The 12,334-nt window shown below is 69.2% G+C and carries 13 protein-coding genes; 8 read left to right on the forward strand and 5 right to left on the reverse strand.

All coding sequences use genetic code 11. From position 1 onward, the window contains the following. The first annotated feature begins 164 nt into the window (after positions 1–164). From hemH to ACLNEE_RS10075, 5 genes are all read left to right on the forward strand, one after another. Positions 165–1,340, forward strand: coding sequence for a ferrochelatase (hemH, locus tag ACLNEE_RS10055; protein ID WP_411424414.1), 1,176 nt, complete (start codon positions 165–167; stop codon positions 1,338–1,340). A gap of 25 nt (positions 1,341–1,365) precedes the next feature. Continuing rightward, positions 1,366–1,932 (forward strand): M23 family metallopeptidase, encoded by a 567-nt coding sequence (locus ACLNEE_RS10060; protein WP_412007047.1) that lies wholly within the window; start codon positions 1,366–1,368, stop codon positions 1,930–1,932. Positions 1,933–2,066: 134 nt separating this feature from the next. After that, the gene (ilvB, locus tag ACLNEE_RS10065; protein ID WP_411423763.1) at positions 2,067–3,920 is read left to right on the forward strand and encodes a biosynthetic-type acetolactate synthase large subunit; all 1,854 of its coding nucleotides are present in this window, start codon (positions 2,067–2,069) and stop codon (positions 3,918–3,920) included. Continuing rightward, positions 3,851–4,303: a hypothetical protein gene (locus ACLNEE_RS10070; protein ID WP_411423761.1), complete on the forward strand. Its 453-nt coding sequence runs from the start codon at positions 3,851–3,853 to the stop codon at positions 4,301–4,303. Before ilvB ends, ACLNEE_RS10070 begins: the two co-directional genes overlap by 70 nt. Continuing rightward, positions 4,300–4,557, forward strand: coding sequence for a GIVxVP protein (locus ACLNEE_RS10075; RefSeq protein ID WP_411423760.1), 258 nt, complete (start codon positions 4,300–4,302; stop codon positions 4,555–4,557). The genes ACLNEE_RS10070 and ACLNEE_RS10075 overlap by 4 nt, the downstream gene beginning before the upstream one ends. 237 nt (positions 4,558–4,794) lie before the next feature. Here ACLNEE_RS10075 and ACLNEE_RS10080 read toward each other — a convergent pair whose 3' ends face one another. Further along, positions 4,795–5,265, reverse strand: coding sequence for a hypothetical protein (locus tag ACLNEE_RS10080; protein WP_411423759.1), 471 nt, complete (start codon positions 5,263–5,265; stop codon positions 4,795–4,797). Between the two features lie 134 nt (positions 5,266–5,399). On the opposite strand from ACLNEE_RS10080, the gene ppsA reads away from it, so the two are divergent. After that, positions 5,400–7,853 carry a phosphoenolpyruvate synthase gene (gene ppsA, locus ACLNEE_RS10085; protein WP_411423758.1) on the forward strand — a complete coding sequence of 818 codons (2,454 nt, stop codon included), beginning with the start codon at positions 5,400–5,402 and terminating at the stop codon, positions 7,851–7,853. A gap of 17 nt (positions 7,854–7,870) precedes the next feature. On the opposite strand, the gene ACLNEE_RS10090 is transcribed toward ppsA, so the two are convergent. Genes ACLNEE_RS10090 through ACLNEE_RS10100 form a run of 3 tightly spaced genes read right to left on the reverse strand, consistent with a single transcriptional unit; the run spans position 7,871 to position 9,790 of the window. Next, a complete protein-coding gene (locus tag ACLNEE_RS10090) occupies positions 7,871–8,812 on the reverse strand; it encodes a mechanosensitive ion channel family protein (RefSeq protein ID WP_411423757.1) in 942 nt (313 codons plus the stop codon). Between the two features lie 28 nt (positions 8,813–8,840). Further along, entirely contained in the window at positions 8,841–9,611 is a 771-nt protein-coding gene (locus ACLNEE_RS10095) for an MBL fold metallo-hydrolase (RefSeq protein WP_411423756.1), read from the reverse strand. Positions 9,612–9,655: 44 nt separating this feature from the next. Then, on the reverse strand, positions 9,656–9,790 hold the full coding sequence (locus ACLNEE_RS10100; RefSeq protein ID WP_412007048.1) for a hypothetical protein: 135 nt from the start codon (positions 9,788–9,790) through the stop codon (positions 9,656–9,658). Positions 9,791–9,864: 74 nt separating this feature from the next. Between ACLNEE_RS10100 and ACLNEE_RS10105 the strand changes: the two genes are divergently transcribed. Then, positions 9,865–11,646 (forward strand): NAD(P)/FAD-dependent oxidoreductase, encoded by a 1,782-nt coding sequence (locus ACLNEE_RS10105; protein ID WP_412007049.1) that lies wholly within the window; start codon positions 9,865–9,867, stop codon positions 11,644–11,646. 46 nt (positions 11,647–11,692) lie between these two features. Here the strand turns inward: ACLNEE_RS10105 and ACLNEE_RS10110 are convergent, their stop codons facing one another. Then, positions 11,693–12,016 (reverse strand): AbrB family transcriptional regulator, encoded by a 324-nt coding sequence (locus ACLNEE_RS10110; protein WP_412007050.1) that lies wholly within the window; start codon positions 12,014–12,016, stop codon positions 11,693–11,695. A 109-nt stretch (positions 12,017–12,125) separates the two neighbouring features. Here ACLNEE_RS10110 and ACLNEE_RS10115 point away from each other — a divergent pair, with 109 nt between their 5' ends. Then, a complete protein-coding gene (locus ACLNEE_RS10115) occupies positions 12,126–12,332 on the forward strand; it encodes a deoxyribodipyrimidine photo-lyase (RefSeq protein ID WP_411423753.1) in 207 nt (68 codons plus the stop codon). Positions 12,333–12,334 lie beyond the last annotated feature (2 nt).

The raw sequence follows: 12,334 nt of genomic DNA on the forward strand, positions 1-12,334 counted from the left end.
CCGTGACAGCCTCCGCAGGGGCGGAGGCACCATCCAGCGTGGCGGCAGGGGGAGAAATGGCCGGGCGACCGACTGCGCCAGACCCTATCGATCGCCGCCGCACACCGCCAGAGCCCGGCGGCAGCGTTACGCTCACCGCCTGTACGCCGGACGGGACTCGGGGCATGGCCAAGGTTGGCGTGCTGTTGCTGAACCTCGGGGGCCCCGAGCGGATCCAGGACGTCGGGCCGTTCCTGTACAACCTGTTTTCCGATCCGGAGATCATCCGTCTGCCCAACCCCGCCCTCCAGAAGCCGCTGGCGTGGTTGATCAGCAGCCTCCGGGCCGGGAAGTCCCAGGAGGCCTACCGCTCGATCGGCGGGGGCTCACCGCTGCGCCGCATCACCGAACAGCAGGCCAGGGAACTGCAGAGCACCCTCCGCCAACGGGGCATCGAGGCCACCAGCTACGTGGCCATGCGCTACTGGCACCCCTTCACCGAGTCGGCAGTCGCCGACATCAAGGCCGATGGCATCGAGGAGGTGGTGGTGCTTCCTCTCTACCCCCACTTCTCGATCAGCACCAGCGGCTCGAGCTTCCGCGAACTCCAGCGTCTGCGCCAGACCGATCCCGGCTTCGCGCACCTGCCGATCCGCTGCATCCGCAGCTACTACGACGACCCCGGCTACATCGGCGCCATGGCCGAGCTGATTGCCCGCGAAATCCAGGCCTGTCCCGAGCCCGCCACCGCCCATGTGTTCTTCAGTGCCCACGGGGTGCCCAAGAGCTATGTGGAGGAAGCCGGCGATCCCTACCAGCAGGAGATCGAGGCCTGCGCGCAGCTGATCATGGAGAGGCTGGAACGCGACCTGGGCCATCGCAATCCGTTCACCCTGGCCTACCAGAGCAGGGTCGGCCCGGTCGAATGGCTGAAGCCCTACACCGACGACGCCCTCCACGAGCTCGGCGGCCAGGGTGTGAAGGATCTGGTGGTCGTGCCGATCAGCTTCGTGAGCGAACACATCGAGACGCTCGAGGAAATCGACATCGAGTACCGGGAGATCGCCACCGAGTCCGGCATCACCAACTTCCGCCGCGTGCCGGCCCTCGACACCACCCCCACCTTCATCAGCGGTCTGGCCGATCTCGTCCAGCACGCCCTCGAGGGCCCGGAGGTCAACCTCGACCAGGCCGCCGCCCTCTCCACCAAGGTCAAGCTCTACCCCCAGGACAAGTGGGCCTGGGGATGGAACAACAGCTCGGAAGTGTGGAACGGCCGCTTGGCGATGGTGGGCTTTTCCGCTTTCCTGCTGGAACTGCTCAGTGGACGGGGACCGCTCCATGCCCTGGGACTGCTCTGAACCCCAGCGGCGGGCAGCCAGACGCGTGCACCGGTGGCTCGCCCTGGCCTCGGCCCTGCTGCTGGGCACCCTGCTGGCCCCCCCGCGAGCGGCGAGCGCCAACCCCTGGAGGCTCGGTGCCTTCCCGGTTGCCCAGTTCGCCGGCTACACCAGCGCCTTCGGCATGCGGGTCCATCCCCTGGCCGGGGATCGGCGCCCCCACTACGGCCTGGACATCGCCGCACCGATGGGGTCGCCGATCCGCAGCTGGTGGGCCGGCGTGGTTCAGGAGGTCATCAACGATGGTGGCTGCGGCGTCGGGCTGGTGATCCGCTCCGGCGGGTATGAGCACATCTACTGCCATCTCTCCGGCCGGGCGGTCGGGGACGTGTACCAGAGCGGCTCCGTCCGTCTGGCCACGGGTATCGGGGTGCGCACCGGCCAGGTCATCGGCCATGTGGGCATGAGCGGCAGCACGACAGGTCCCCATCTCCACTGGGGCCTGCGCCACGGTGGCCACTGGATCGATCCCGCCAAGGTGCTGCGGGCGATGGCGCGGGCTCGCCGATCCCCAAAAGCGGCACCAAGGCCTAGGGTTGCCGTAGTCCGTTAGATGGCCAGAGTGGTTGGCCCGCTGCAGCCGTGACGCTTACGCCCCTCACTCCTGCGGCCGGGTCCGCGAGCACCGCCTCCCACCCCTCGGGTGCCGGGAGCGCCACCACTGATCGTGCGGCCTCCGAGCCGGCCGTGGCATCCCAGGCCGCCTCTCCCGAGCCGGCTCAGCGGCACAGCGCCGAGTCGCAGCGGGTGAGTGGCGGCTACGCCCTGATGGATGCCCTCCACCGCCACGGTGTGGAGCACATCTTCGGCTATCCCGGCGGAGCCATCCTCCCCATCTACGACGAGCTCCACAAGGCGGAAAGCCGGGGCTGGATGAAGCACATCCTCGTGCGCCACGAGCAGGGCGGCACCCACGCCGCCGACGCCTACGCCCGCGCCACCGGCAAGGTGGGCGTCTGTTTCGGCACGTCCGGCCCCGGCGCCACCAACCTGGTGACCGGCATCGCCACGGCCCACATGGATTCCGTGCCGATGGTGGTGATCACCGGCCAGGTGCCCCGGGCGGCGATCGGCACCGATGCCTTCCAGGAAACCGACATCTTCGGCATCACCCTGCCGATCGTGAAGCACTCCTGGGTGGTGCGCGATCCAAGGGACATCGGCCGGATCGTGGCGGAGGCCTTCCTGATCGCCGCCAGCGGACGGCCCGGCCCGGTGCTGATCGACGTGCCCAAGGACGTGGGCACCGAGCAGTTCGACTACGTGCCGGTGGAGCCCGGCAGCACCGTTCCGGCCGGCTTCCGGCTTCCCCCCCAGGCCAACCCGGAGCGGATCCGCCAGGCCCTGGAACTGATCCGTCAGGCCCGCCGTCCCCTGCTCTACGTGGGTGGCGGCGCGATCAGCAGCAACGCCCACGCCCAGGTGCACCGGCTGGCGGAGCGCTTCCGCCTGCCGGTCACCACCACCCTGATGGGCAAGGGGGCCTTCGACGAAACCCACTCCCTCGCCGTCGGCATGCTCGGCATGCACGGCACCGCCTACGCCAACTTCGCCGTCACCGAATGCGATCTGCTGATCGCCACCGGCGCCCGCTTCGATGACCGGGTCACCGGCCGCCTGGACGGCTTCGCACCCCGGGCCCAGGTGATCCACATCGACATCGACGCCGCCGAGGTGGGCAAGACCCGGGTGCCCGATGTGGCCGTGGTGGCCGATGTGCGCCAGGCCCTCGATGCCCTGCTGGCCGGATCCGAGGGAGAGGATTCCCAGGGCCGCACCGATGCCTGGCTGGATCGGATCTCCAGCTGGAAACGCCATTACCCGCTGATGACGCCCAGCCCGGAGGGCGAGATCGCACCCCAGGAGGTGGTGATCGCGCTGCAGGAGCTGGCTCCGCAGGCCTACATCACCACCGATGTCGGCCAGCATCAGATGTGGGCGGCCCAGTACCTCCACAACGCTCCCCGCCACTGGATCAGCAGTGCTGGCCTGGGCACGATGGGCTACGGCATGCCGGCCGCCATGGGGGTGCAGACGGCCTTCCCGGACGCCCAGGTGATCTGCGTGGCCGGCGATGCCTCGATCCTGATGAACATCCAGGAGCTGGGCACCCTCGCCCAGTACGACCTGCCGGTGAAGGTGGTGGTGCTCAACAACGGCTGGCAGGGCATGGTGCGCCAGTGGCAGGAGAGTTTCTACGAAGAGCGCTATTCGGCCTCCGAGATGACCGGTGGCATGCCGAACTTCGAGGCCCTCGCCGAAGCCTTCGGTGTGCGGGGGGTGCTGATCACCGAGCGGGCCACCCTGCGCCAGCAGTTGCGCGAGGCCCTCGATCATCCTGGACCGGCCTTCATCGATGTGAAGGTGCGGCGCAACGAGAACTGTTACCCGATGGTGCCTCCCGGTGCCAGCAATGCCCAGATGGTGGGCCTGCCCACCCACCCCGAACTCGCCATCGACACCACCCGTCAATGCAACAGCTGCGGCACCAGCACGGCCAGCGCCCATCTCTTCTGCCCCAGCTGCGGCGCCAAGCTCTGAGCCTGCTGCTGGCCCTGCTGGTCGGCGGGCTCAGCTGGGCCGGCCCTGCCACGGCAGCCGAACTCCTGCAGGTGCGCGGGGATGGGCTGCTCCAGGTGGGCGATGGCAACAGGAGCTACACCGTGGCCCTGGCCTGCATCGGGATCGATCCGGCAGACCAGGCCGCGGCCAACGCCTGGCTGCGGGAGGCGCTGCCACGACGCAGCCGGATCAACCTGCGTCCCGTGGGCCAGGCCGATGGGGTGCTGCTGGCCAGGGTCAGCCGTCTGGGCAGGGCTGCCGCCGGCCGCGGGGAGCTGGAGCTCGGGGATGGGCTGATCGCTGCCGGGCTCGCCCATCCCCTGGCCCCTGGGCCGGCCCGCTGCCCCCAGGAGGCGGCATGAGCCTGAATCGCACCGCCAGGGGCATCGTGCTGGTGCCGAGCCTGCTGCTGGGGGGAGCTTTTCTGGCGGCCGCCGCCTGGCTGGATGGGCCAGCCGCCACGAACCGCCCGCTCGCCCTCGGGCTGGGCAGTCTGCTGATGGGGGCCGGCCTGCTCGCCCAGCTGCTGCCGGAGGCTGAGCCCGACCGCACACCCGCCGGCTCAGCTCGAACCGGGGCGGACCGCGAGAACTCGGCGTCCACCGGTAACGACTGAAGCTCCCTGGCCGCCAGACTGAAGGTCCCTGGCCACCAGCAGGGAGGGGGTCGGGAGCTCAGCCCGCCAGCCGGTGTGCGCATCCCGTCGACCCAGCCCCTTAACGCAGCCCGTGAATGGAGGCGGCGAAGCGGTGGGCTGATCGGGTCGGGCTGAGCTGGCTGGAGTGATCAGGCTCTCCGGGCGGCCCTTCCCCGTGGAGAGCGCTGCCCGATGGGACCCCGTTTCACGGCATGTTCACTTCTTGTTGACGGCCTTGGAGTATTCGGAGAGGACGTCGTCGACGAATTTCTTGTCAGCCCCTGCCAGCTTGGGATAGCAGCCCTGCCGCACCCGACCGACGATCTGGATGATGGTGCCATTGGCGATCTGCTCGGGCTGCAGCTTGCCGGCACTCGCCACCTGGCTGCCGTAGCGGCTGGTGATGACGTAGGTGATCGACTTGGCAGTGGAGAGCACGGCCTTCTCGACCGGCAGCTTCGACTCCACGACCAGTTCGCAGACGTTCACGGCGGCGGCCAGGGAGAGGTCGTTCATCAGCTCCATCGACGCCGGCTTGGCGGCGGCGGGGGCGGCCTGGGCGAACACCGGGGCGGCAGGGACGGTCAGCGATGCCACGCCGAGGGCAACGGCCGAGGTGGCCGACGCCGCAGCCGCGAAGAGGGCATGGCCGGAAGCCGCGATCCGGACCTGGAGGAAACGGGACACCAAAACCAAGGGGCAGGCTGAGGGGTTGGACCACTGTGCCACCGAAGTTCTGCCTCACCCAGTCTTTCGAGCCATTCACAGTCGGAGCGCAGACTGTCCATCGGCGCCAGATTCTGGGCAGACGCGTCGAACCGATGCCCCCAGCAGAAACGCTCGTGGTCCCGCTGGAGCAGGTGGGCATCGACGCCGTGGCCCAGGTGGGGGGGAAGAACGCCTCCCTGGGGGAGATGATCCGCCAACTCAGCGGCCAGGGGGTGTGCGTGCCGGGCGGCTTTGCCACCACCGCAGCCGCCTACCGCCACTTCATCGACGCCAACGGGCTGCAGCCTCGCCTCCACGCCATCCTGGACGGGCTGGATGGTCGGGATCTGGCCGCCCTGCAGGCCGCCGGTGCCGCGGCCCGTTCGCTCCTGCTGGGTGCTCCGCTGCCCCTGGACCTGCAGGAGGTGCTGCTGGAGTCCTACCGCGGCCTGGCGCCGCCCCAGGGGGAGCGGGCCGTCGCCGTCGCCGTGCGCTCCAGCGCCACGGCCGAGGACCTGCCCGACGCCTCCTTCGCCGGCCAGCAGGAGACCTACCTGAATGTGCATGGGGAGGCCGCCCTGCTGGCCGCCTGCCGCCGCTGCTTCGCCTCCCTGTTCACCGACCGGGCCATCTCCTACCGGCAGATCAACGGCTTCGACCACTTCGAGGTGGCGCTCTCGATCGGCGTGCAGCGCATGGTGCGCTCCGACCTGGCGGCCTCCGGGGTGATGTTCAGCATCGACACCGAAACCGGCTTCCGCGACGCGGTGCTGCTCACGGCCGCCTACGGCCTCGGCGAGAACGTGGTGCAGGGCGCGGTGAACCCGGATGAGTACCTCATCTTCAAACCCACCCTGGAGCAGGGCTTCGAGCCGATCGTGCATCGCCGCCTCGGCAGCAAGGCGATCCGCATGGTCTACGCCGATGCGCTGCCGACCGCTGACGGCGGGGGTGAACCGGGCAACACCGCCACCTGCAACGTGCCGGTGCCGGAGGCCGAACGGCGCCGCTACGCCATCACCGACGCCGAGGCCCTGCAGCTGGCCCGGTGGGCCTGCACGATCGAGCGACACTACAGCGCCCGGCGGGGCGTTCCCACTCCGATGGACATCGAGTGGGCCAAGGACGGCACCACCGGCGAGCTGTTCATCCTCCAGGCCAGGCCGGAGACCGTGGAGTCCCGCCGCTCGGCCTCCGTGCTGCGCAGCTGGCACCTGGAGCCCCATGACGCGGAGCTCGTCTGCCAGGGCCGCGCCATCGGGGCCTCGGTGAGCAGTGGCCGGGCCCGGATCATCCGGGATCCCGGCGAGATCCAGCGCTTCTCGCCCGGCGACCTCCTGGTGACGGAGCGAACCGATCCCGACTGGGAGCCGATCCTCAAGCTCGCCAGCGGGGTGATCACCAACCAGGGCGGCCGCACCTGCCACGCGGCGATCATCGCCCGCGAGATGGGGATCACCGCCATCGTCGGCACCGGCGATGGCACCAGCCGCATCGCCGATGGGGAGGCGATCACCGCCAGCTGCTGCGAGGGGGACGTGGGTCGGGTCTACCGCGGCGCCCTGCCCTTCCGGGTGGAGGAGCGGGAACTGGATGATCTGCCCCCCACCCGGACCCGCATCCTGATGAATGTGGGCAATCCGGAGGAAGCCTTCAAGCTGGCCGCGATTCCCTGCGATGGGGTGGGCCTGGCCCGTCTGGAATTCATCATCGCCAACCACATCCGGGTCCATCCCCTGGCGCTGCTGGAGCCCGAGCGCGTCAGCGATCCAGGCGAACGCCAGGCCATCGCCGAACTCACCGCCGGCTACCCCCGTCCCCGGGACTACTACGTGGACCTGCTCGCCCAGGGCATGGGGCGGCTGGCGGCCGCCTTCCATCCGCGGCCCGTCATCCTGCGCTTCTCCGACTTCAAGAGCAACGAATACGCCAAGCTTCTGGGTGGCAGGGGTTTCGAACCGGCCGAGGAAAACCCGATGCTCGGCTGGCGGGGGGCCTCCCGCTACTACGCCCCGGCGTTTCGCGAGGCGTTCGGGCTGGAATGCGAAGCCCTGCTGCAGGCGCGGCAGCGCATGGGCCTCACCAACCTGATCCCGATGGTGCCCTTCTGCCGCACCCCGGAGGAGGGCGATCGGGTGCTGGCCGAGATGGCCCGCCATGGACTGGTGCGGGGCGAGAACGGCCTGCAGGTCTATGTGATGTGCGAACTGCCCAGCAACGTGATCAATGCCGAGGCCTTCGCCGCGCGGTTCGACGGTTTCTCGATCGGCTCGAACGACCTCACCCAGCTCACCCTGGGGCTGGACCGGGATTCCGCCCTCGTCGCGGAACTCTTTGATGAACGGGATGACAGTGTCAAGGCGATGATCCGAATGGCCATCCGCACCGCCCGACGCTGCGGGCGGAAGGTGGGAATCTGTGGTCAGGCCCCCAGTGACCACCCCGAATTCGCCGAATTCCTGGTGGCCGAGGGCATCGATTCGATCAGCCTCAACCCCGATGCGGTCCTGAACACCCGCATCGCCGTGGCGGCGATCGAACAGGAGATGGGCCCGCCGCCCGCTTGAGCGGCCTTGAGCTGACGCTAACCAGGCTCGCCGACCCCGGCGCTCCGGTCGGGGCTGAGGTGCACCTCCAGGGGCGGGGCCTGCACCAGCTCCAGCGTGGTGGAGCCGATGCGCACGGCATCACCGGCCTGCTCGAACTCCTCCAGGATCCGGGTGAAGATCAGGTCCTTGGTGGAGCGCCGCTTCTTGACGTCCACCATGTAGCGGAGCGTGTACTCCATCCAGTTGTCATTGAGCGCCAGGGTCACCTGGGGCTCCATGCCGGCGTTCTCCAGCAGGTACTTGCGCACCATCTCCTGCCAGGCCGAGCGCACCGCCTGGGTGAGGGTGTCGGTGGCCACCTCGGCTCCGACGCGCTCGAGAATGCGGCGGCAACGGCGGTGGTCACTGCCGTACTGCACCGGTAGGCGCAGTTCATCCCAGAGGAAGGGGAAATCGCCGGAATAGTTGAACACCGGCTCCTTGAACACGAAGCTGTTGGCGATCCGCACGATCCGGCCGGTGTACAGGTCGGAGTCCACCCATTCCCCCAGTTCCATCAGGGTGGTGCGCAGGATGCCGATATCGATCACATCGCCCTTGATCCCCCCCAGCTGCACCCGATCGCCCGGGCGGTAGAAGCCCCCGAAGGAAATGGCGATCCAGCCGGCCACACTGCCGATCACCTCCTGCAGGGCGAAGGCGATGCCGGCACCGGCCACCCCGATCGCCACCGTGAGGCCGCCCAGCCGGTCCTTGAAGATCACGGTGATGCAGACCACCGCGAGGAAATACCCGCTCAGCGCCACGAGCTTGCGCGCGTAGTAGCGCGTGTCTGAGTCCCGCAGGTAGCGGTTGAGCGAGGCCTGGGTGAGCCGGCTGAGCAGGGCGATGGCCGCCAGCGCCACCAGGGCCGCGATCAGCTTGCGCACCAGCGGATCGCTGCTCCACTGCAGCAGGCCACGGATCGGGTCGTTCATGGCCCCATCCTGGTGCCGGTCTGGCCGCTCAGGCCAGGCCGGACAGCGGGTAGGGGGTCCCCGGCACAGGATCGATCAACCGGGTGGGGTTGGCGGCGCCGGCGGCGAGGGCCTCCAGCATGGCCGCGGCCTCGCTGCTGCTGCCCCGCTGCCAGAGCGCCCGGGTCAGCAGGCCGTCGAACCGCACATCCCCGCCGGTGGTGCTGGCCAGAACCGTGGCCGGACTGAGGCGCTCCAGCAGGTGCGGCAACACCTGACGGCCCCGCACGAAGGCGCCGGCCAGGGGAAGACCAAGATCCACCACGGGGGTGATCACGGCATCCACCGGCTCCGCAGGCAGGTCCGGATCCAGGAAGCCATGGGGTTCGAGGTAGAGGCGGCCGGCCGGATGCGCCAGCCTGTAGCCGTTCTCCACCTGGGGCACGGGGGCACCGGCCGTGGCGAGGATCTCGAGGGCACCCAGGCGATGGCGCTCCCCGGGACGCAGGGCGGTGACGTGGCGAAAGCCGAGCTGCCGTGCCCGCTGGCCCGCGGCGAGCGAACCGACCACGGGGAGATCAGGATCGAGCAGGGCCAGGCTGGCTGGATGGCAGTGATCCGGCAGCCCCTGGGTGAGCAGGAGCAGGTCGAGGGCGGCAGGAACGGGCCACTCCTGAGGCAGCGTGCCGCGGAACAGCCAGGGGCCCGGCGGGAACTCCAGGGCACCGGTCAGCCATGGATCCACCAGCACCCGCACCCGGTCGAACTCGAGCAGCCAGCCGTTGGCGCCGAAGTAGGTGGCCTGCAATCCCGGGGGCATGGTGAGGGGAGGCCTGCAGGGCAGAGCTTGGAACGCGCCCGAGGCTAGGTGCCCTGCAGCCCCAGCGAGACGGACGGGGCGGGGACCAGCAGCTGCCAGAGCTGCACGGCGTTCGCGCAGCCGCGCACCAGGGAGAGGAGTGCCAGACCGATGCAGAGGGGGCAGTGGGCAAGACCCATGGAGGAGATTCGGGGATGGAAGGGCGCTCGGGCCTGGCTGGTCTTGCCCTGGCACGGCGGGCAGGACTCCCACCATGGCACCGCTGGGTGGGTGCGTCAGCGGCTCCCCGGAACCCCGGGGTCTACAACAGGGGATCCGAGACCCCCGCACCGTGCTTCGCCTCAGCGAGCTGAAGCTGCCGCTCGATCATCAGGAGGCCGACCTCGCCGCGGCTGTCTGCCGGCGGCTGCGGATCCCTCCCGAGCAGCTCCGGGAAGTCCGCCTGGTCAAGCGCAGCGTCGACGCCCGGCGCGCCGCACGGATTTCCCTGGTGTACAGCCTCGATCTCGTGCTCGAGCTCGATGCGGCCGGGGAACAGCGGTTGCTGCGCCGTTTTGCCGGGGATCCCCACCTGCGGCCGACGCCCGACACGGTCTACCGCCATGTCGTGGACGGACCACCGCACAGCGCCACGGGGGCAGAGCCTCCCCGGCCGATCGTGGTGGGAGCTGGACCCTGCGGCTATTTCGCGGCCCTGCTGCTGGCCCAGATGGGGTTTCGGCCCCTGCTGCTCGAACGGGGCAAGGACGTGCGACGCCGCAGCGCCGACACCTTCGGCTTCTGGCGAGGTCAGCAGCCGTTCAACCCCGAGTCCAACGCCCAGTTCGGTGAGGGCGGTGCCGGCACGTTCTCCGATGGGAAGCTCTACAGCCAGGTGAGCGAGCCCAAGGCCTACGTGCGCAAGGTGCTCGAGGAGCTGGTGGCGGCCGGTGCCAATGCCGAGATTCTCACCCTGCACCGCCCCCACATCGGCACCTTCAAGCTGGCCACCGTGGTGCGGGGCCTGCGCCGGCGGATCGAGGAGCTCGGCGGTGAGGTGCGCTTTGGGAGTCTTCTGGACGGGCTGGAACTGGATCCGGCCTCCCGGGCGGTGCGCGGCGTGCACCTGGCCGACGGCACGACGCTGGAAGCCGGCGCCGTGGTGCTGGCGATCGGACACAGCGCACGGGACACCTTCGCGATGCTGCAGTCCGCAGGGGTCGCCCTGGAGGCCAAGCCGTTCGCCATCGGCCTGCGGATCGAGCATCCCCAACCGCTGATCGACCGGGCCCGCTGGGGCCCCGCCGCCGGCCATCCCCGCCTGGGCCCCGCCGAGTACAAGCTGGTGCATCACTGCGCGGGCCCCGGCCTGGAAGGGCGCAGCGTCTACAGCTTCTGCATGTGTCCGGGGGGCCTGGTGGTGGGAGCCGCCTCCGAGCCCGGGGGTGTGGTCACCAACGGGATGAGCCAGCACTCCCGCAACGAGCGCAATGCCAACAGCGGCCTGGTGGTGCCGGTGAGCCTCGATGACCTGCGCCCCTACGGCCGGGATCGGGACGATCCGCTGGCCGGAATCGCCTTCCAGCGCCACTGGGAACAGCGGGCCTTCGTGGCGGGAGGTGGCACCTACGAGGCACCCGCCCAGCAGGTGGCTGCCTTTCTCGGCCGGACGCCCCCCGGGGCGGCCTCGGGGGGCGCAACCGAGGGGCAGGCGAGCATCACGCCCTCCTACCAGCCCGGAGTACGGCCGGCGGACCTGCGGACCTGCCTTCCCTCCTATGTGGTCGCCGCGCTCCAGGAGGCGCTGCCCGCCTTCGAGCGGCGCATTCCCGGTTTCGCGATGGACGAGGCCCTGCTCACGGGCGTGGAGACGCGCACCTCATCCCCGGTCCGCCTTCCCCGCCACAGCGAGACCCTGGTCAGCCGCAACACCCCCGGGCTGTACCCGGCTGGTGAGGGGGCCGGCTACGCCGGCGGGATCCTGTCGGCGGCGATCGACGGCATCAAGGTGGCCGAACAGGTGGCGCTGGCCCTCAGTGCCTGCAGCAAGGGCTGAGCATCAGGGGAGGGCCTGGATCCCAGGGACGATCAGAAGCGGGAGCTCATTCCTCTTCGTCTTCAGCCCCCAGCGGCACGAGGCGGATCTGCTTCCGACCCAGCTTGATCTCGAACTCATCCCCGGGCTTGAGGTCCAGCATGGCGGTGTAGGCCTTGCCCACCATGAGGTTGCCGTTGAACTGCACCTTGGTCGAGAAGCTCAGCTTGCGCCCACCCTTGCCAGCTTTCGGGGCACCGCCGAATTCAACGCCCTTGGCCTGCAGGAGAGCTTCGTAGAAGGCCGTGAAATTCAAGCGCTCATCACCGCTCTTCTTCTGGGAGACATAGCCGCAGGCGCGAACAAGGTCAGATTTGCTGACATCACCCAACTCCTTGACCTTGCTCAGAAGTTCAGATCCCGTGAGCATTGCGATTCACTATGCACTTCTTGCATTATGACTGACGGACTGAACTCTGCGCAAGGGTGAAGCGCGACTGATGAGGCTTCATGTTGTCTGGTTTCGTCGCGATCTTCGGCTCGTCGATCATCCAGCGCTCGGGTATGGAAGCCAGCAACGTGCCGTTCTACCCCTGTTCATCCTTGATCCAGATCTGCTCACACAGCCCGAAACCGCCGTCGCCAGGGTGGCTTTCCTGCTTGACAACCGGCGGACTCTGCACAGCGAGCGGGGAACTCGCGGCTGAGC

Origin of the sequence: Aphanothece stagnina RSMan2012 (assembly GCF_046764815.1) — a bacterium.
Classification (GTDB): domain Bacteria; phylum Cyanobacteriota; class Cyanobacteriia; order PCC-6307; family Cyanobiaceae; genus NIES-981.

What these genes read in the sequence shown, in the direction of transcription:
- hemH (WP_411424414.1), top strand. Translation starts at nt 165, where the DNA reads ATGGCCAAGGTTGGCGTGCTGTTGCTGAACCTCGGGGGCCCCGAGCGG.
- ACLNEE_RS10070 (WP_411423761.1), top strand. Translation starts at nt 3,851, where the DNA reads ATGCAACAGCTGCGGCACCAGCACGGCCAGCGCCCATCTCTTCTGCCC.
- ACLNEE_RS10075 (WP_411423760.1), top strand. Translation starts at nt 4,300, where the DNA reads ATGAGCCTGAATCGCACCGCCAGGGGCATCGTGCTGGTGCCGAGCCTG.
- ppsA (WP_411423758.1), top strand. Translation starts at nt 5,400, where the DNA reads ATGCCCCCAGCAGAAACGCTCGTGGTCCCGCTGGAGCAGGTGGGCATC.
- ACLNEE_RS10090 (WP_411423757.1), bottom strand. Translation starts at nt 8,812, where the DNA reads ATGAACGACCCGATCCGTGGCCTGCTGCAGTGGAGCAGCGATCCGCTG.
- ACLNEE_RS10095 (WP_411423756.1), bottom strand. Translation starts at nt 9,611, where the DNA reads ATGCCCCCGGGATTGCAGGCCACCTACTTCGGCGCCAACGGCTGGCTG.
- ACLNEE_RS10100 (WP_412007048.1), bottom strand. Translation starts at nt 9,790, where the DNA reads ATGGGTCTTGCCCACTGCCCCCTCTGCATCGGTCTGGCACTCCTCTCC.
- ACLNEE_RS10105 (WP_412007049.1), top strand. Translation starts at nt 9,865, where the DNA reads ATGGCACCGCTGGGTGGGTGCGTCAGCGGCTCCCCGGAACCCCGGGGT.
- ACLNEE_RS10115 (WP_411423753.1), top strand. Translation starts at nt 12,126, where the DNA reads ATGAGGCTTCATGTTGTCTGGTTTCGTCGCGATCTTCGGCTCGTCGAT.